15 protein-coding genes, 1 tRNA gene and 1 pseudogene are annotated in these 17,352 nt (G+C 67.5%); 9 read left to right on the top strand and 8 right to left on the bottom strand.

What is annotated here, in order from left to right; translation table 11 throughout:
• Window positions 1–312 precede the first annotated feature (312 nt).
• The 4 genes and pseudogenes from ACZ4D5_RS10355 to ACZ4D5_RS10340 all read left to right on the top strand — a co-directional run bounded on the left by ACZ4D5_RS10355 (window position 313) and on the right by ACZ4D5_RS10340 (window position 3,451).
• Entirely contained in the window at window positions 313–699 is a 387-nt protein-coding gene (locus tag ACZ4D5_RS10355) for a hypothetical protein (protein WP_467771924.1), read from the top strand.
• A 172-nt stretch (window positions 700–871) separates the two neighbouring features.
• Window positions 872–1,058, top strand: a pseudogene (locus tag ACZ4D5_RS10350) (hypothetical protein); the annotation flags it as partial.
• Window positions 1,059–1,463: 405 nt separating this feature from the next.
• The gene (locus ACZ4D5_RS10345; protein WP_467771923.1) at window positions 1,464–2,204 is read left to right on the top strand and encodes a class I SAM-dependent methyltransferase; all 741 of its coding nucleotides are present in this window, start codon (window positions 1,464–1,466) and stop codon (window positions 2,202–2,204) included.
• Between the two features lie 410 nt (window positions 2,205–2,614).
• Complete coding sequence (locus tag ACZ4D5_RS10340) at window positions 2,615–3,451, top strand: alpha/beta fold hydrolase (protein ID WP_467771922.1); 837 nt, start codon at window positions 2,615–2,617, stop codon at window positions 3,449–3,451.
• 386 nt (window positions 3,452–3,837) lie between these two features.
• Here ACZ4D5_RS10340 and ACZ4D5_RS10335 read toward each other — a convergent pair whose 3' ends face one another.
• Window positions 3,838–5,616 (bottom strand): hypothetical protein, encoded by a 1,779-nt coding sequence (locus ACZ4D5_RS10335; RefSeq protein ID WP_467771921.1) that lies wholly within the window; start codon window positions 5,614–5,616, stop codon window positions 3,838–3,840.
• A gap of 1,171 nt (window positions 5,617–6,787) precedes the next feature.
• A complete protein-coding gene (locus ACZ4D5_RS10330; protein WP_467771920.1) occupies window positions 6,788–7,345 on the bottom strand; it encodes a flavoprotein in 558 nt (185 codons plus the stop codon).
• A gap of 142 nt (window positions 7,346–7,487) precedes the next feature.
• On the opposite strand from ACZ4D5_RS10330, the gene ACZ4D5_RS10325 reads away from it, so the two are divergent.
• Together ACZ4D5_RS10325 and ACZ4D5_RS10320 are read left to right on the top strand one after the other, a co-directional pair.
• The gene (locus ACZ4D5_RS10325; protein ID WP_467771919.1) at window positions 7,488–8,666 is read left to right on the top strand and encodes a helix-turn-helix domain-containing protein; all 1,179 of its coding nucleotides are present in this window, start codon (window positions 7,488–7,490) and stop codon (window positions 8,664–8,666) included.
• 91 nt (window positions 8,667–8,757) lie between these two features.
• Entirely contained in the window at window positions 8,758–9,273 is a 516-nt protein-coding gene (locus ACZ4D5_RS10320) for a hypothetical protein (RefSeq protein ID WP_467771918.1), read from the top strand.
• Between the two features lie 176 nt (window positions 9,274–9,449).
• Here ACZ4D5_RS10320 and ACZ4D5_RS10315 read toward each other — a convergent pair.
• A tRNA-Gly gene (locus tag ACZ4D5_RS10315) sits at window positions 9,450–9,523 on the bottom strand.
• Between the two features lie 295 nt (window positions 9,524–9,818).
• On the opposite strand from ACZ4D5_RS10315, the gene ACZ4D5_RS10310 reads away from it, so the two are divergent.
• The 3 genes from ACZ4D5_RS10310 (at window position 9,819) to ACZ4D5_RS10300 (ending at window position 11,156) form a co-directional block, all read left to right on the top strand.
• The gene (locus ACZ4D5_RS10310; protein ID WP_467771917.1) at window positions 9,819–9,977 is read left to right on the top strand and encodes a hypothetical protein; all 159 of its coding nucleotides are present in this window, start codon (window positions 9,819–9,821) and stop codon (window positions 9,975–9,977) included.
• A gap of 85 nt (window positions 9,978–10,062) precedes the next feature.
• Window positions 10,063–10,638 carry a dCTP deaminase gene (gene dcd, locus ACZ4D5_RS10305; protein ID WP_362329563.1) on the top strand — a complete coding sequence of 192 codons (576 nt, stop codon included), beginning with the start codon at window positions 10,063–10,065 and terminating at the stop codon, window positions 10,636–10,638.
• An 8-nt stretch (window positions 10,639–10,646) separates the two neighbouring features.
• Entirely contained in the window at window positions 10,647–11,156 is a 510-nt protein-coding gene (locus tag ACZ4D5_RS10300) for a phosphoribosyltransferase (RefSeq protein WP_467771916.1), read from the top strand.
• 93 nt (window positions 11,157–11,249) lie between these two features.
• Here the strand turns inward: ACZ4D5_RS10300 and ACZ4D5_RS10295 are convergent, their stop codons facing one another.
• The 5 genes from ACZ4D5_RS10295 to ACZ4D5_RS10275 form a co-directional block, all read right to left on the bottom strand.
• The gene (locus ACZ4D5_RS10295; protein WP_467771915.1) at window positions 11,250–12,248 is read right to left on the bottom strand and encodes a Yip1 family protein; all 999 of its coding nucleotides are present in this window, start codon (window positions 12,246–12,248) and stop codon (window positions 11,250–11,252) included.
• Between the two features lie 142 nt (window positions 12,249–12,390).
• Window positions 12,391–13,872, bottom strand: coding sequence for an FG-GAP-like repeat-containing protein (locus ACZ4D5_RS10290; RefSeq protein ID WP_467771914.1), 1,482 nt, complete (start codon window positions 13,870–13,872; stop codon window positions 12,391–12,393).
• 104 nt (window positions 13,873–13,976) lie between these two features.
• Window positions 13,977–14,297: a hypothetical protein gene (locus tag ACZ4D5_RS10285; protein ID WP_467771913.1), complete on the bottom strand. Its 321-nt coding sequence runs from the start codon at window positions 14,295–14,297 to the stop codon at window positions 13,977–13,979.
• A gap of 17 nt (window positions 14,298–14,314) precedes the next feature.
• Window positions 14,315–15,778 (bottom strand): VCBS repeat-containing protein, encoded by a 1,464-nt coding sequence (locus ACZ4D5_RS10280; RefSeq protein WP_467771912.1) that lies wholly within the window; start codon window positions 15,776–15,778, stop codon window positions 14,315–14,317.
• Between the two features lie 63 nt (window positions 15,779–15,841).
• Window positions 15,842–17,227, bottom strand: coding sequence for an FG-GAP-like repeat-containing protein (locus ACZ4D5_RS10275; protein ID WP_467771911.1), 1,386 nt, complete (start codon window positions 17,225–17,227; stop codon window positions 15,842–15,844).
• Window positions 17,228–17,352: the final 125 nt, after the last annotated feature.

Genomic DNA, 17,352 nt, shown 5'->3' with positions numbered 1-17,352 from the left:
GGACTGGGATGGGACCTATGGACAGCGGAATTGCCACACTTGTCGTACTCGTAGCCGTAGGTACTGGTATCGCTTCCTTTGTTCTGCTGGGCATGGCGAGCAGGGCGACGGTCAGAAGCGTGAAGGCGACCCGTCGCGCCGAAGCGGCGGCGGACGAGGCGGTACGGATGGCCAGGTCAACCGGCCGGTGAGAGGTGCCGCGCGGGTGCGGTCGACCCCGAGAGAGTCAATGCGCGCTTGACCGTCACCACGCTTTCGGGTGCTTCGGGGCGTGGCGCGTACCCCTGACGTATGCGCTCCGTTACGTGAGTTATGACAGCTGTTGCAGTGACGGGCGTGGTGGCTGTGGTGATCAGCTTCTGCGCCTTCGTGGTCACCACGGCATTCGCCGTGCGCAACGAACGCCGTGCTCACCGGGCGGAAGCCGCTCGGGACCGACTCAAGCTGCACATCGCACGGGACGACGAGTGCGAGCTGCGAAACGTGAGCGGTGACAAGGCGGTTGAGGTCGCGGTGATGAGCCGTGGACTCCCCGGCCGGGCCGGTGACGGTCTGGTGATGACGCAGGCAGTCCTGGAACCGAACGAGGCGGTGCGCTTCTCGCTCCCCGGAGTCACGTTCAGCGACCACCCTCCACAGCTGTGGATGCGGATCTCCAAGGTGGGCCTCCTCCCCGTCCCCTTCGCCCCTGCGGCTTGAGGGTTTCGCCGTCGCGCGAAGCCGCCAGGCGCCGGGCATGAGCGAGGCCGAGACCATTCGCCAGGGCATCCACCTCGACGCGATGGCGAACCGGGTCTGGGACGAGCCCTTGTTCTCACGCCCCTTCGAGGGACCGGGCCGCACGCCGTCCAAGGAAACGGTCCGCGAGACGGTCGCCGACGCGGTGAACGTGTCCCTGTCAGCCGACTACGACACGGACGCGATCCTCACCCTCGAACGCCGAGATCTCCACGCGGTCCCCCCTGGGCCGCCACAAGGCATTCCGGGTCCTGCCCGACGACCTTCCCCTTCGAACCCTGAAGGCTGAAGTCCTTTGGAGTGGCGGGCGGCAATGCTAGGAAGTCCACCCGGCCAGACGGGACTTGGGCGCCGGCCCGGCGCACGGTTCGCGTCGGATCGGCGACGCCCATGAAGAAGGCCCAGGTCCCTGACCTGGGCCTCGACTAGGGAGCGGGTGACGAGAATCGAACTCGCACTTTCAGCTTGGGAAGCTGCGGCAGTCCGAGGTCTGTCGGGGTGCCGGCCCGGGTGAACGGCCGGACTGAGGCGTCGTTGGGCTCGGTGGCTTTCACCGTGATCCCCCGCTGGCCCCCGTACCATCTGGTGCGCTTGGGGTGCGGCCGTGCTCAGCGCTGGGGCTCGTCCGGCGGATCATGGGCCGAGCCAGGGTCGGACCGAGGCGAGGGCCGGCCAGTGCCCTAATCGTGTTGACCGCCCCGGCAGCCGGTGCTGGAGTCGGGCACGTGGACAGCATCCCCGCCAACAGGCGGCTCTGGAATCAGATCAGCGGCTCCTACCAGCACAAGCACGACCCGCGAATCGGCGCCGCACCCCGGCTGTGGGGCATGTACTCCATCCCCGACGCGCACCTGAACGCCCTGGGCGACGTCACCGGCAAGCGTGTCCTCGAAGTCGGCTGCGGCGCCGGCCAGTGGTCCAGGGCGCTCGCCGCCGAGGGAGCCGCCGTGGTCGGGCTCGACCTGTCCGAAGTCCAACTCGCCGCAGCAGCACAGGCGATGGGAGCGGTGCGCTACCCGCTGGTGCAAGGTGCCACCGAGCAACTCCCCTTCGCCGACGACAGCTTCGACCTCGTGTTCTGCGACTTCGGTGGGCTCAGCTGGGCACCCCCGCACCTGGCCGTCCCGCAGGCCGCACGTGTCTTGTGTCGAGGCGGGCGCCTGGTGTTCAACGTCGCCAGCCCATGGTTCGAAGCGTGCTACGACGAAGCCGCCGGCCGCGTGACCACGATGCTGCGGCAGGACTACTTCGGGCTGAACACCATCGACGAAGGCGACGACGCGACCAGTTATCAGCTCACCTACGGCGACTGGGTCAAGGTCCTGCGCGGCGCGGGCCTCATCATCGACGACCTCATCGAGCCGCGGCCCGAACTCGGAACACCCAACGGCTACAACGAAACCGACCCACCTGACTGGGCCCACCGCTGGCCGGCGGAACTGCTCTGGGTCACCCACAAACCGTAAGTTCCGTCGCGCCGAGACACGAAGGCATCCCCTCCCCGGACAGGCCCCAGAGGTTGCGCCGTCTGCTCCACAGGCTCCGGTTTGCACTCGCCGTGCACGGCCCGCACCTTGCCCAGGCCGGTCGTTGAGCTGACGGCCACGGCGGTGGAATGCGCCATGTACCAGGCCCTGCTCGCGCAGCTCGACGGGTGTGCGTTCGGATCGAGACCGCTGTCGACGACGAGTTGATCAGCCGCAACCCGTGCCGGATCAAGGGCGCGGGCAAACCGCGCCGCTTCGCCCAGCCCATTGCGCCAATAGTGAGCGCCTGCAAGTATTGCAAGCGCGTGCAAAGCGTGTGTGCAATCAATTGCTTCCGTCCGCCTTCGGTGCGAGGGGGCGACCGTCTGCGGCTGAAAGGCGCAACTGCCATGACGTACAAGACCGTTCATGTCCCCATCTCCGGTGGTGACAGCGCCGTCAACTGCCTGGTCACCGGCTCGGGCCCGGCCCTTGTGCTGGTGCACGGGACCGGCGCCACGCCCGAGGGCAACTGGGGTCCGGTGATCGACGCCCTCAAGAACCGCTACACCATCGTTGCCCCGACCCTGTCCGGCTCGGGTGCCACCACCGACACCGGCTCACCGCTGACCGTCGACGACCTGGTCGCCCAGGTGCTCGCCAGCGCGGACGCGGCGGGCCTGGACACCTTCCACCTGGCCGGGCACTCCCTGGGGGCGACGGTCGCAGCCGCTGTCGCCGGAGAACGCCCCCGGCGGGTGCGCTCTCTCTTCCTGCATGCGGGCTGGGCGGTGACCGACCCGTGGCAGCGGTTCCAGTTCGACCTGTGGCAGCGGCTGCTGCGTGAGGACAAGGACCTGCTCTCGCGGGTGCTGCAGGTCACCGCGATCGGCGCCGACACGCTCGCCGGGCGCCGGATCGAGGACTTCGAGCAGGGCGTAGCCGGCTTCAACGAACTGTTCGTCGCGGAAGGCATGGCCCGCCAATCCGAGCTCAACACGCGGGTGGACATCACCGCGGCACTGGCCCGGATCACCGCGCCCACCCTGGTCGTGTCCGGATCCCAGGACCTGATCGTCCCGCCGCACCACCAGAAGGTGTTGGCTGACGCCATCACCGGTGCCCGCCACCTGATGCTGGACGGCGGGCACGCGCTGCCTTTCGAGCTCCCCGAAGTGTTCGCCCGTGCCCTGACCGAGTTCGTGGACCGGCACCAGACGGACACCGCTGGTGCGCGGGCCGCTTGAAGCGCCCGGGCAGCAAAGAACCCCCGGGTCCATGACCTGGGGGTTCGAAGAAGAGCGGGTGACGAGAATCGAACTCGCACTCCCAGCTTGGGAAGCTGCGGTCATTTGCGGACGGTTCAGGTGCTGACCTGGGCAAACGGCCTGGGAGCGGGATCGCCGAGCGTGGCTGCTTTCACCGTGATTCCCCACTGTCCCCCGCTCCATCTGGTGCGCTTGTGGTGCGATGCCTCCCTCACGGCCTTCAGTGGAGGCGGCCCGTTCCGTAGGGCGTGCCATGGTCCGCGTGCTCCCCGGGCAGCGGAGCCTCAAACGGTTGGCTGGACGTCTGTTGCCGGCAGACTCGCTCCGCTGAACCGTGACGCCTCGATTAGCCAAGGTATGAGCCGCTACTCGTACGGATCCTTCGCGTCTTCGTTGATTTGCATGCTTTTAGCATCCCGCATCATCCGCAGTGCACTGCCCGTCCCCATATAGAATTTAATATTCGATTCTTGCAGCATTTCACCTTGGAGTTCTGCGTTACCGCCAAAGCTTTCCAGTGAGACATCTGGAATTGTAATGAATAGACTTACGCCGACAAGGGCCCCTTCCTGTGCAATCTTCAAGCATAGCGAGCGGGCTTCCATGCTTAATTTAAGGAGTAGGTGCGCCTCTTCGATAGCGATAAGGATTCCAGGTTTTCCGGGCTCGGGGTTAACGTATCCATCCACACGTTTCCGATATTCAATAACTCGCGCGAGCCCGGATAGAACGCCTAGTGAAGATGCAAGGTCATTGCCCGAATAGCGATGAGCTGCATCAGTTTCTTTGAAGGAGCGAAAATGTTTCTGGTCTGGCGACCAGTCAATGAGTAATAGTACATATTTCGAACTTCCTAGGGCGCCGAGCAGGATTAGATCAAGATTGTTACTCTTGCCGACACCTTTATCCCCGGCTATTATTCCGTGGCGCGCGCCACCATTGGCCTGGTGCAGAGAAATCTCGACTGGTCGACCATCGCGATATTTCCCCAGGGTAATCTTCTCGGTCTCTGGATCGTATAGAGGGTTGGCCGGATTGAAGGGTATAATAGTAGAATAGAATTCATCCCGGTGTGCGACTTGCTGCCAATAGCGTGCTGGCTCCTCATCGCCCATTTCCATATAGATAGCTGCAATGTTGTCTGCGGCTGCCCCGTTTCCGTTCGCCGCCAGCGGTCTCCATGCAGCTAGAGCGTGGTCATTTTTTCCATTCATGTAGGCGCGCATGCCGATGAGCCATCGGTCGTCATCGTCAGGACAAAGATTAAGAGCTTCTTCCCAGATGAATTCTGGAATATAGGTCCAGCTTTTCTGGAAGCGTGACACGGCATCTGGAAGATAGTCGAATGCGCGCCACGTGTCCGCGTACTCCTCTCCTGGGATCAATAGACCAGACACGCCGTACCTAACTTCTGTTGCCCAGGCTGCGGCGGCCTCCCATGATTCATATCTCAGCGTTGAGGTGGGAAGGTATTTTTCATGTAGGTCTTTCAACGCGTCGATGTCCACAGCGCTACTGAATCCAGCTCGGGCAAGGTCGACACTCGCTTGGACAAGGGCAGCTCCTCGGGGATGACCGCTGACGCGTCGCGCTCGCTGCCACTCCTCCATGAGTGACGGTCCGGCTGCCATGTACTCTGCAATACCGTAAATGCGGCTGTGAGGGATTGCGTCAGTGAGTCGTTCATCTCCAGCTTTCGAGGCTCGATCAATTTCACGAGCGCTCCAAACTCTGTCGATAAAAACTGGCTCGACCGCCCTCAAGAGACGGTTTCCAATTGTTCGAGTCGACTCTTCGCCTTCCAGTGCTTGGTGATCCCGTGAAGCAGTGTAGATATCGAATAGATCATCTCTAATCGTGCCGATTATTGCGACGCCGATACTTTCAAGATCATGCAATAGTGCGGGGGTCAAACCCTCAGCACCTAGAAACCCATCAAGATCATCCAGCCAGAGAACGAATGGAGCCGCTGATGAGCTTTGAAGGGATCTCGGCAGTTCTTTTATGTTGGCGCCTCGACTTGGAGCGTAGATCGTGTGATTCGGCATGCAGCGTTGCATTGCGTGAAATGCAGTCCTGCTCTTGCCGGAGGTAGAGTCTCCGGTCAACAGGACCATCCCCCCATGGGTTGCTGCGTGCTTCATTCTCTCTGCAATTTCTTGATCTATATCGCGCAATACATAGGGTGGGAGAAGGGGGTGATTTTTTGCTTGACGTGACCTGTGAACTCCAAGCTTGAGCGGATCGACTTCGTGTACCTTGCGCCATTCGGTTGGCTCGAAAGAGGGTGACTCTTTGACGTTGATGTAAATTCTGGGGCTCGTGACGATTGGCGCTTGAACGTCACCCCCAATGGCAACTGCTGATTCTCCGGACGCGGTTACTTTGTCCCGTCGCACTGTCTGTTACTCCGCGCCTTCAATGTCGGTTGTGAGTTCACCTCTTGCGTCTCCACCGATTGCGATACTGCCGGTTCCTGTGGCGGTGATTGCATCCCGGGGGACTATTGACGAACCTGGTTGCGTCGACCCGCGTACGTGAGTTCGTACTGCCTCATGGGTAGTACCCCCCACTGCTACGCTGCCTGCTCCTGAGGCCGCGACATTTCCCTGTCGACCCTCACTGCTCGTGAGCCATACCTGGGCTCCAATGCCAATCACAAGTAGTGCGCCGAGGGACACCCACCAAGCCAGTCCGGGACGGTCAGTGGCAACGTTTGTCACTACCCCAATGGCAGCGGCAATCACAACTGAAGCACCTGCAACAAGACCGCGGTTCGTCGCTGCTGACACAGCCTCTCCCGTCTCCTGACGTGTGCCTGTGCGAGTGATGTTGTGACTCTGGCCAACACGTCTAGTCTGCCGCATCGTTGAGGTCGGCGGAGCGGCTTTGGGGTGGCGCTGCTTTGGCGCGAGTGATCATGGCCCCGTAAGCTTCCGGCGCGTCGGGCAGTCTGTGGACCTGCCCGGTAAAGCACGACGTTGGGGCCATGATCTTCGAGGCTCGCGCCAAAGTGGCTCCGTAAAGCCGCGGAGCCGACCGCCCCAGCCACGATGTACCCCTTCTCTGAGGTCAATTGGCCGCTAGCTCTTGTCGCGCGGCCCGGTGGACCGGGCTGGAGCGGGGCGGAGACAGGAGCGGCGGCCCGGGGAGCCGGGCCGCGCGCGGAGAGCGGAGCGAGCCGCCTTGAACCCGTAGAGAAGGTTGTAACTCACTTCCCTCTTGTGGACGTTGTGCTGAGATCAGCGCCTGAGTCCGCTGTCGGCCAGCAGCCCACGCGCCTTCGCGCATCGCGGTGTCTTTGGGTGGAGCAGTTCAACTACCCCATCCCGGCCTGCCGGTCATCCGTCCGACCGTTTCGAGCGCGAGGTCCCAGGGGTAGTTCTTCGGTTTTCCGGACCCGGCGGGGTTGGGCGTGAAGCCGTTCTGTCCGTAGAGGACGGTGACTCCCTGGTCGCGCAGTTCTGCGATGCTGCGGTCGAGTTGGCGGTGTTGGGCGTATGCCGCGTTCACGCACGGCATCGTCACCGTGGGGATCTTCTTGCCGATCGCCTCGGCGGCTACGCCGATCACGAATGATGAAGTGAGGCCCAGGGCCCATGAGTTGATGCTGTTGAACGTCGCCGGGGCGAAGAGGATCGCGTCGGCTGGGGGCCAGACGTCCGGTTCGCCGGGCAGTTTGTACTCGCTGCGTACGGGGTGTCTCGTGAGCGCGGCCAGGGCGGCGAGGTCGGCCTCGAGCCAGCGGGCCGCGGCCGGGGTCAAGCCGAGGCAGACGTTCCAGCCGTCCTCCTGTGCCGTCTCGATCACCTCGGCCGCGTCGAAGACGGGCGGTGCGGCTGAGCCGAACAGGTACAGCGTCCGTGAGGTCATGGACTTATCCCATCCCGCAGGGTTGATGGCAAGCAACTGCCCCTGATCCGGGTGGTGCAGGGGCAGTGGCCGGGTCGGTTCCGGGTGGCGTGGGTACCGTTCCGGGTGGCGGGTCAGGAGCGGAGTTCCAGGGAGTTCCAGCATGTCCAGAGACGATCACCCCGGGGCCCGGATCTCGCAGCAGCGCAAGCTGGCCGGGTACACGCAGCGTGGTCTGGCCTTGAAGGTCGGCTACTCCTACAGCCTGCTCCACCAGGTGGAGAGCGGGCACAAGGCGGCGAGCCCGGACTTCATCGCGGCATGCGCGCGGGCCTTGCGCATCGATGTCGCCGCCCTGACCGGGCAGCCGTATATGACCGAGCTCCAGCAAGACCGCCTCGCGGAACTCATCCGGCCCATTCGCGAGTCGCTCGACCTGTACGACCTCGGGCCCGACCCCGACGTCGTCACCCGTGACGCGCCCCACCTCGTCGAAGCCGCAGCAGGCCTGTGCCGACAGGTGCGGGCGACCCAGCTCAACAAGGCCGCCCGCACCCTGCCCCGGCTGGTCGCCGAGCTGACAACAGCCGCGTACCGGACGCCTTCCACCCAACTGTGGGCGGCACTCGGCTCCACCTACCGCACCGCCCACGACATCACCATCAAGCTCGGCTTCTACGACCTGTCCACCATCGCCCTGGACCGGATGGAGTGGGCCGCGCAACGCGCCTCCGACCCCGTGCTCTCGGCCGTCCGCCAGTACATGCGCGGTCTGGTCTACCACCGGGAGGGCGAGTACACGATCGGGCTGCGCCTCGTGAACGCCGGCCACCGCCTCCTCCTCCAGGGCCAGGACACCCCCGAGTCCCGTGCCGTGGCGGGGCAGCTGCATCTGGGCGCGACCGTCATCGCCGCACGGGCCCGTGACGAAGGCGCGGTGATGAGCCACTTGAGCGAGGCGAAGCAGATCGCCGACCAGGTCGGTGAGATGGGGCAGGTGCACTGGCTGTCGTTCGGGCCGACGAACTGGGCCGCGCACGAGCTGTCCGCCCTCACCGAGATGGGCCGGTACGGGCAGGCCGTGGAGAAGGCCAAGAAGCTCCACATGCCGGCCTCGTGGCCCACGTCGCGTCGCGCACACGTGTGGATCGACCGAGGGCGCTCGGAGATGGAGACCGGCCGCAGTGACGCGGCGCTCGCCTCCATCACCAAAGCCCGCGAGCTGGCTCCGCAGCAGACCCGGTACCACCCCGGCGCACGCGCGACGATCGAAGGCCTGGTGCACCAGCAGCGTCGCACCCCCGATGCCCTGGGGCGCATCTCCGCATGGCTCGGTCTGTGACGGCAGACAGCAGGCAGCGGGCAGCACGCAGTACGCGGTCGGTGTCACCGGAGAGTGACAGTTGGTGTTCTCTCGCGTCGCCAGTCTGGTCGTGGAACCGATCAGTACCGACGGCAAGGGCGATCCCGTGAACATCCATCAAGGAGACCGAGCGATCTCCGACTGGTTCGCGCACGCGCAGCCAGGACGTGCGCAAGCCTGGCGCGAGTGGGAGGAAGGGGGCGTCGCACTGCTCCCGTGCGGGCCCCGCTTCTGCGCGGTGAGGCTCCCCGGCCGCCTCGTGTACGCGGCCTTCGGCACCGATGCGCCGGAAGTGGTGGACGTCTCGCTCGCCGGAATGCTGACCGGCCCGGTGATCTGCAACGCCTTCAGCGGCCAGTACTACGCACTGGTCGAAGGCATCCCCCGGCAGGGGTGGCCCTACGACCACGAGGCCCCGTTCCTGGGAGAGGGGACCTTTCTGGGTGTTCCGGCGGTGCACCGCACCGCGCCGCCGGGCCCGCACTGGGTGTCGCTTCCGCACCAACCGGGCGACCTGTGTCCCCTCCAGTCCGTCGCCGCGCTGATCACCCTCGGCCATAGGCGGCTCGGCGGGGAGCTGAGGTGATGGTCACGGCGGCGGAATGGTCCACCTACCAGGCCCTGCTCGCACACCTCGACGGATGTGACGACTGCCAGGCGGAACGAGACTGCGACGACGGGGCCCGGATCCGACGGGCACTGCGCGCGCTACGCAGTGCGCGCAACAAAAAGACCCAGGTCGTCCGACCTGGGCCTCAACTATGGAGCGGGTGACGAGAATCGAACTCGCACTCTCAGCTTGGGAAGCTGATGTTCTACCACTAAACTACACCCGCGAAAGACCCCGCTGGAAGCGGTGTCGTAACGTCGCACACTCTACCTCATCCCGGGCCCCAGGCGCTCTCGCCGTGGGGCCCGAGGGCTGTCCGGGAGGTGGATGGGCCGTGCGGGGGGAGGGAGTTGGGGCGTACCGTTGAATGTGGTCGTGCCGCCTGGAGTGGCGTCCCTTTCGTATCGTAATGTGGCTTTCGTCGTCGGCTCTGGAACGGGCCGGAGACGAGTCAGTACGGGCAAAAGCACCGGCTCGCGTACGGCTCAATTACGGCTTTGGGGAAGGGACTCGAGGACTTGATGGACCGCACCGTCGTCCGATGTGCCGAAGGGCACGTGTTCAGCACCGCTTCGTTCCCGATGCAGCAGGCCGACCGCCTCGGTCCCGGCCGGCTCATCCGCTGTCCGCGCTGCGCCCGGCTCCGGCACGCCGTGCCGGTGACGATGCACAAGCGGTAGCGGCGCGGGTACGGGCGCACGGGTACCGAGGCGCGCGGGTCTGTCCGATTGGGGACGGCCCGCGCGCTCTGCGTATCCTCGGTGCGTGCTTCTCTCAGACAAGGACATCCGGGCCGAGATCGACTCCGGACGGGTGCGGATCGACCCGTACGACGAATCCATGGTGCAGCCCTCGAGCATCGACGTGCGGCTGGACCGCTACTTCCGGGTGTTCGAGAATCACCGGTACCCCCACATCGACCCCTCCGTCGAGCAGGCCGACCTCACGCGGCTCGTGGAGCCCGAGGGCGACGAGCCGTTCATCCTCCATCCCGGGGAGTTCGTGCTCGCCTCCACGTACGAGGTCATCTCCCTGCCCGACGACCTCGCGAGTCGGCTCGAAGGCAAGTCCAGTCTCGGGCGGCTCGGGCTCGTCACGCACTCCACCGCCGGGTTCATCGACCCGGGGTTCAGCGGGCACGTGACGCTTGAGCTGTCGAACCTCGCGACGCTGCCGATCAAGCTCTGGCCGGGGATGAAGATCGGGCAGCTCTGCATGTTCCGGCTCACCTCGCCCGCCGAGTCGCCCTACGGGTCGGAGCGGTACGGGTCTCGTTATCAGGGCCAGCGCGGGCCTACCGCCTCCCGGTCCTTCCTCAACTTCCATCGGACACAGGTGTGAGCAGCGGTATGAGCGACGGCGTCAGCAGCGTGCGCGAGAATCTTTCGTACGAGAAGTTCGGTCGGGCCGTGCGCGAGCTCGCGCAGACCATCGCCGACGACGGGTACCAGCCGGACGTCGTGCTGTCGATCGCGCGCGGCGGCGTCTTCGTCGCCGGCGGGCTCGCCTATGCCCTCGACTGCAAGAACATCCACCTCGTGAACGTGGAGTTCTACACCGGGGTCGGCACGACCCTGGAAATGCCCGTCATGCTCGCGCCCGTCCCGAACGCCATCGACTTCACCGACAAGAAGGTCCTGATCGCCGACGATGTCGCCGACACCGGGAAGACGCTGAAGCTCGTCCACGACTTCTGCCTCGACCACGTGGCCGAGGTGCGGTCCGCCGTCATCTATGAGAAGTCGCACTCCCTCGTGAAGTGCGAGTACGTCTGGAAGCGGACCGACGAGTGGATCAACTTCCCGTGGAGTGTCGAGCCTCCCGTCGTGAAGCGCGACGGCCAGGTTCTCGACGCCTGAGGCCGGTAACAGAAGAGGCAGAAGAGACAGCAGAGACAGCAGAAGGGCCCGGTGGACTTTGTCCGCCGGGCCCTTCCCGCTGTCCGTCAGAGGCTAGAACGTGCCCAGCTTCACGATCGCCAGGATCGCCAGGAGCTGGATCGACGCCGCTCCCAGTGCCTTCGGCCACGGCAGGTCGTGGGACTTGCTCACCATCGTGGTGAGCAGGGCGCCCGCCGCGAGCCACGTCGCCCAGCCGAGCAGCTGTACGAAGGGCTGGCCGCCGCCCAGGAACATCGCGACGATCACGCGGGGCGCGTCCGTCAGCGACATGATCAGCATGGAGAGGCCGACCGTCGGCTGCCAGGCGCCGTCGCCGCCGAGCTGGCGGGCGAGGGTGTGGGTGACCACGCCCAGGACGAAGGCGCTGATGGTGATCGCGACGCCGGTGGTGAGGACGTACGGGACGGCCGAGGAGAGGGTGGCGTTGATCGCGTCCTCTCGGGCGTCGTCGAAGCCGAAGATCGCCAGGAGGCCGTAGAGGAACGTGACGATGAGGGCCGGGGCCCACATCGCGTAGTCCCGCATCTGGAGGAAGGTCGGGGCCGGGCGCAGCACGACGCCGCGCAGCAGGTCCTTCCAGTGCAGACGCGGGCCGATGGGGGCGCTCGCCTGTCCCGCGCGGTAGGTGTCGCCCTGGTTGTAGGGGTCCTCGCCGATGGAGAAGGCCTGGGTGTGCCCGGGGTTGTTGGCCGCGTACGGGTCGTAGCCGCTCTGGGGGCCGCGGCCGTGGTCGTCCGGGCCGCCGAAGTACTCCGGCTCGCCGTGGCCGCCGGGCGCCTGCGGCCACTGCTGACCGCCGTGCGCACCACCGCCGTGCGGGCCACCGCCGTGCGGACCACCCCCGTGCGGGCCACCGCCGTGCGGACCACCCCCGCCGTACTGGGGGCCGCCGCCGTACTGCTGCGGGTTCGGAGGCGCGGGTGGGTAGCCGTACGGCTGCCGGCCGCCCTGGGGGGCCTGCTGTCCGTACGGCTGCTGCCGCGGTTGTTGTTGCGGTTGCGGTTGCGGGGCGCGGTTGTCCCGGCCGCGTCCGATCCTGAATCCAGCCACGAATCGAACGTACCTGGTCTTCGGGGGCGGGGTCGTCCCTCCTCGGGAGGAGACGGCCTTTGCGGCCGACCTGTGACAACCCCTAAGGGAACCCGGAAGGGTTTGCCACAGGTCCGGACGCCCGGTGACCAGAAAGACGGCTCTAGCGGGCCAGCGCCGCCCCGTACGCCAGCGGGTCCGAAGACGCGGGCAGGCCAAGGGAGTTCGGCGTGACGGTGGTGACGGGCGCGTCGCCCGTCGTCACCGAGGGGAAGTTCCACACGCCGCCCGCCGCCTTGTTCTCGCCGGGGGCCGCGACCGAGAGGTCCAGGTGGCCGTCGCCGTTGTGGTCGGCCGTGTCGAGGGCCGCGCCGAAGGCGTCGCCCGCCTCGGCCGTGCCCGGAACGCCCGGGGAGTCCTGCTGGTACGCCACCGCGCTCGCCGCCCCGTCCGCGTTCAGGATGCCGTTCGCGCCGCCCTTGAGGACGGTGACGCTGCCCGCGCGGGCGGCGCTGCCGATGGCCTCGCCGGGAGCGCCCGCGATCAGGTCGTCCTTGCCGTCACCGTCGATGTCGGCGACCGCGAGGGCGTTGCCGAAGTCATCACCCTTTTCGGCGACACCCGGAACACCCGGAGTGTCCTGGTTGAGGGTCTGGCCCTGCCAGACGGGTTCGTCGCCGCCCCCGTAGTGGATGTGGATGCCGCCGCCCTTGGCGCGCTCCTCGGGGCCGCACGGGTCGTCGATGTTCTCGTCGGCGATCTCGCGGCAGTTGCCGAGCGCGAGGTCGTCGAGGCCGTCGCCGTCGAAGTCGCCCACGGCCAGCGCGTTCGCGGCGCTGTTGTCGCTGCTCCAGGTCAGGCCGAAGCGGTACTCGTCCTTCATGTAGCGGAAGAGCTGCACGTGGGACTGGGTGTAGGGCTGGTTCTGGGTGTAGTACGCGACGGCCAGCTCGGGGCGGCCGTCGGAGTTGAAGTCGCCGGTCGTCATGACGGGGGCGCGGCCGCCCATGTGCGTGCCCATCAGGGGCTGCGTGGTGGCGACGAGCGGGTGGGCGTTGTAGACGACCTTGTCCTTGCCGCCGATCGCCAGGTCGACGTCCGTGTCGCCGGTGAAGTCGGCGGCGACCAGGGCGTTTCCGTAGGAGTCGCCCGCCGCCGCGCCGCGGGCCGCCGTGTTGGCCGTGGCGAAGCCGTCGCCGGTGCCGTAGAGGACGGTGACCGAGCCCGCGTCCGCCTTCGTCCCGATGTCCTCGCCCGGGGCGCCGATGACCAGGTCCGCGTAGCGGTCGTCGTCGATGTACGCGGTGGTGACCGCGGAGCCGAAGCGGTCACCGGCCTCCGGGGTGCCGGGGACCTCGACGGTGGCCTGCGTGATGCGCCGCACGTTGCTGGAGCCGGGGCCGCCCTCGCCGCCGAAGACGACGCTCACGTAGCCGGCCTTCGCCTTGCCGTCGACGGCACCGCTGGGCACGCCGACGGCGAGGTCCGCGTGGCCGTCGCCGTCGAAGTCGCTCTTCACGGAGGCGGGTTCGGTGGGTGCGGCGGGTTCCGAGGCGTTCGCCGTGGCCGCGAGGGGCAGGGTGAGGCCGGTCGCGGCCAGGGCGGTGGCCGCGGCGAGAGCGAGGGTGCGGGTGCGTGTGCGCACGGGGACTCCAACTCCTTGGTGAGCAGGGTGGCTTGTATGAGAGGGGTTCAGCGGCTGGGCCTCGGGGATGGTCCAGCCGCTGAGGCCGAGCGCGAACCGGTCGGTCAGTCCGCGAAGTTCATGCCGAAGCGCGGCGAGCCCTTCGCCGAGATGCCCACGGTCGACGTGCAGACGCCGGACGTGCCCGCGATGGTGCCGTCCGCCTTGCTGGTCAGGGGGTGGACGGGGCCGTTCCCGCCGTTTCCGCCGTTCTCGCCGTTTCCGCCGTTCTCGCCGTACGCGCCGAAGAAGTCGTTCTTCTCAGTGGAGTTGGGCTGCGCTTGTGCTGGGCCATGCGGTTCTCCTGTCTCCTGGGGCGTGTGGTGCCCCGCGGGTGGTCGCGGGGCGGTGTGCGTACGTGTGGGGAGGCACCGGACTACCGGCACTACCGGCACTACCGGCACTACCGGCCCAGCACGGCCCCGTACGCCTTGGAGCCGGAGAGCCCCAGCTTGCCGGGCGTCACCGACGTGACCGGCGGGTTCGGGCCGTCCTTCGGTGTCGGGGCGTACCAGACGCCGCCCTTGCCGTCCTCGCCGGGCGCGCCCACGGCCACGTCCGGGTAGGTGTCGCCGTTGTAGTCGCCGGTGGCGACGGCCGCGCCGAGGCGGTCGTCGGCCTCCGCCGTGCCCGCGACGCCCGCGGAGTTCTGGCTGACGGCGGGGCCCGCCAGGGGCTTGCCCGCGCCGGGCGACGCGAGGACCCAGTAGCTGCCCGCGTTCTTCGCGGTGCCGACCGCCTCGGTGTCCGCGCCGACGATCAGTTCGTCGATGCCGTCGCGGTCGAGGTTGCCGACGGCGAGGTGCGCGCCGAAGTCGTCCTCGGCCTCGGCCGCGCCGCCGACCTGCGGGCTGTTCTGGGTGGTGCAGGAGTCGCCGCCGTCGCCGAGCTTGCCGCCCTGCTTGCCGTAGACCGTGAGGATCGCGCCGCCGAGCCGGTCCTCGCAGTACGTGCCCTCGACCTCGGGGTTGGGCCGGACGCCGCCGACGGCGAGGTCGGTGGTGCCGTCGCCGTCGAAGTCACCGGCGGCGAGGGCGCTGGTGGTGCTGTCGGCGGTGGACCACAGGGACTCCCACCTGCCCGAGGCGCGGCTCATCACGTCCGTGCCGCTGATCTCCATGCCGTCGTACGAGAACGCGAGGTCGTCGCCGCCGTCCCCGTCGAAGTCGCCGCTCTCCAGGACGGCGGGGCCCGCGAAGTGCCAGCCCGCGACCCGGAAGATCTCGTCCGACGCGCCGGAGTTGAAGGGACCCTGGCGGGTCACCACCGCACTGCTCTCGTCGAAGTGGGAGTTGAAGGCGACGTCGTTGTTGCCGTCCCTGTCGAAGTCGCCGAGGGCGAGCATCGCGCCGTAACTCGCGTCGCTCACCGCCCCGTCGGCCGCCGTGAAACCGCCCTTGAAGCCGCTCGCGGAACCCCAGACGACCGCGATGGTGCCCGCGCCGAGACCGGCGGAGGTCGCCTCTTCGGGGGCGCCGACGACCAGGTCGCTGTAGCCGTCGCCGTTCATGTCGTCCGACTCGACGGCGTACCCGAACTTGTCGCCCGCCTCGACGGTGCCGGGCACCCCGGCCGTGGCCTGGCTGACGGTGGTCGAGCCGTGCTTGCCGAGGCCGTTCGCGCCGCCCCACACGACATTGACGTAACCGGCCTTGGCCTTGCCGTCCACGGTCGCGTTCGGCACGCCGACCGCGAGGTCCACATAGCCGTCGCCGTTGTAGTCGGCCCGGAGCTTCGAGGGCTCGGCGGCGGCCGCGCCGCCCGCCGTCAGGCCGGTGACGCCGAGGACGGTGGCGGCGCAGAGCGCGCCCGCCGCGAGGAACCTCTTCCGTACGGGCTTGTGCACGTGCTGGGGCGCTGAGGCCACGGGTGTCTCCAACTCGCTTATGGGGGGAGGGGGTTGGTCTCGGAGGGAGGAGGGAGGGCGGCTCTAGCGGAGGGTGCGGCCGAAGTCGGCGTTCTCGCCGCCGAGGCCGAAGTCCCCGCCGTTGAAGGAGGCCGCGTACGACGTGGTCAGCCCCGTCGCCGTGCCGCGCAGGACCCACACGGCGCCGACGTCGCGCGTCGTGCCGATGTCCTCGCCGGTCGCGCCGACGGCCAGGTCCGCCTTGCCGTTCCTGTTGATGTCCTTCAGGCGGACCGAGGTGCCGAAGCCGTCGTGCGCCTCCCCGACGCCGGGCACGCCGGCCGTCTCCTGGTGCCAGGCCCTGCCCGAAGTGAAGGCACCGCCGGTGGACTTGAGGAGCGTGACGCTGCCCGCGCCGGGCGTCGCGTCGACCTCCTCGGTGGGCGCGCCGACCGCGAGGTCCGCGAGGCCGTCGCCGGTCACGTCGCCCGCGGCCACGGACCGGCCGAAGCCGTCGCCCTCCTCGTCGGCGCCCGGCACGCCCGCGCTGTCCTGGTCGTACGTCACCGGGGCGCCGAACCTGCCGTCGCCGCCGAGCCGCACGGTGACCGAACCGCCCTTGCCCGCCTCGGGGTTGCCGGTGATCAGGTCGGCGTAGCCGTCGCCGTTCACGTCGCCCGCGGCGGCGGCTTCCCGCGTCCCGGTGGGGTCGTCGCCCTCGGCGATGACCTCGGCCCGGTAGCCGTAGTCGCCGACGCCGCCGTTCATGTGCGCGGTGTAGAGGCCGCCGTCGGCGCGCTGGCCGAACAGGACGAAGCCGACGCCGTCCTTGTACTTGAAGTTCCCGGAGACCATGCCGTCCAGCTGGACGCCCTCGGGCAGGAAGTCGACCTCCAGGCCGAACGCGCGACCGTCCGCGCCCGAGCCGGAGTAGTAGTACCAGTTGTCGCCGCTGATCACGGCGAGCTGGGGCGAGCCGTCGTAGTCGAGGTCGGTCCAGGCGGTGGCCTCGCCGAAGCGGCCCGTGGTGTCGGCGGGGGAGTTCACGACGTGCCCGCCGGAGGTGAAGCCGTTCCTGCCGCCCTTGATGACGGTGACGGAGCCGGAGGGCCTGCCCGTCACCTTCTCGCCGGGGGCGCCGACGATCAGGTCGGCGTAGCCGTCGCCGTTCGTGTCGCCGCTGGTGACGTTCTCGCCGAACTCGTCCTCGCGCTCCAGGACGCCGGGCACCCCGGGGGTGTCCTGGGTGACGGTCACCGAGCGCCCCTCGGAGACGCCGGAGGCCGAACCGAACGTGACCGTCACGGAGTTGCTCTTCGGCGAGCCGATCACGAGGTCCCGGTAGCCGTCGCCGTTGAAGTCGTCCTTCAGGGTGGAGGCGGCGCTCGCCGAACCGGCCAGGGGCAGCGTCAGGCCCGCGGCCGCGAGGGCCGCGACGGTTGCGGTGACGGCCAGGTTTCTTGCGCGCACGTGGAACTCCCTTTGAACGAACCTCTGGTACCGCTTCGAAAGAGCCTCTGGTACGGCTCCGGAACCTTTGGCTATGGGTTCCAGGTGTGTGACTCGCGGGGCGTACGAAGGGTTGTGCGAGAGGG

Source organism: Streptomyces sp. NPDC025651, from assembly GCF_055558735.1.
The sequence above is the reverse complement of the archived record's forward strand: the minus strand, read 5'-3'. Positions and strand labels throughout refer to the sequence as shown.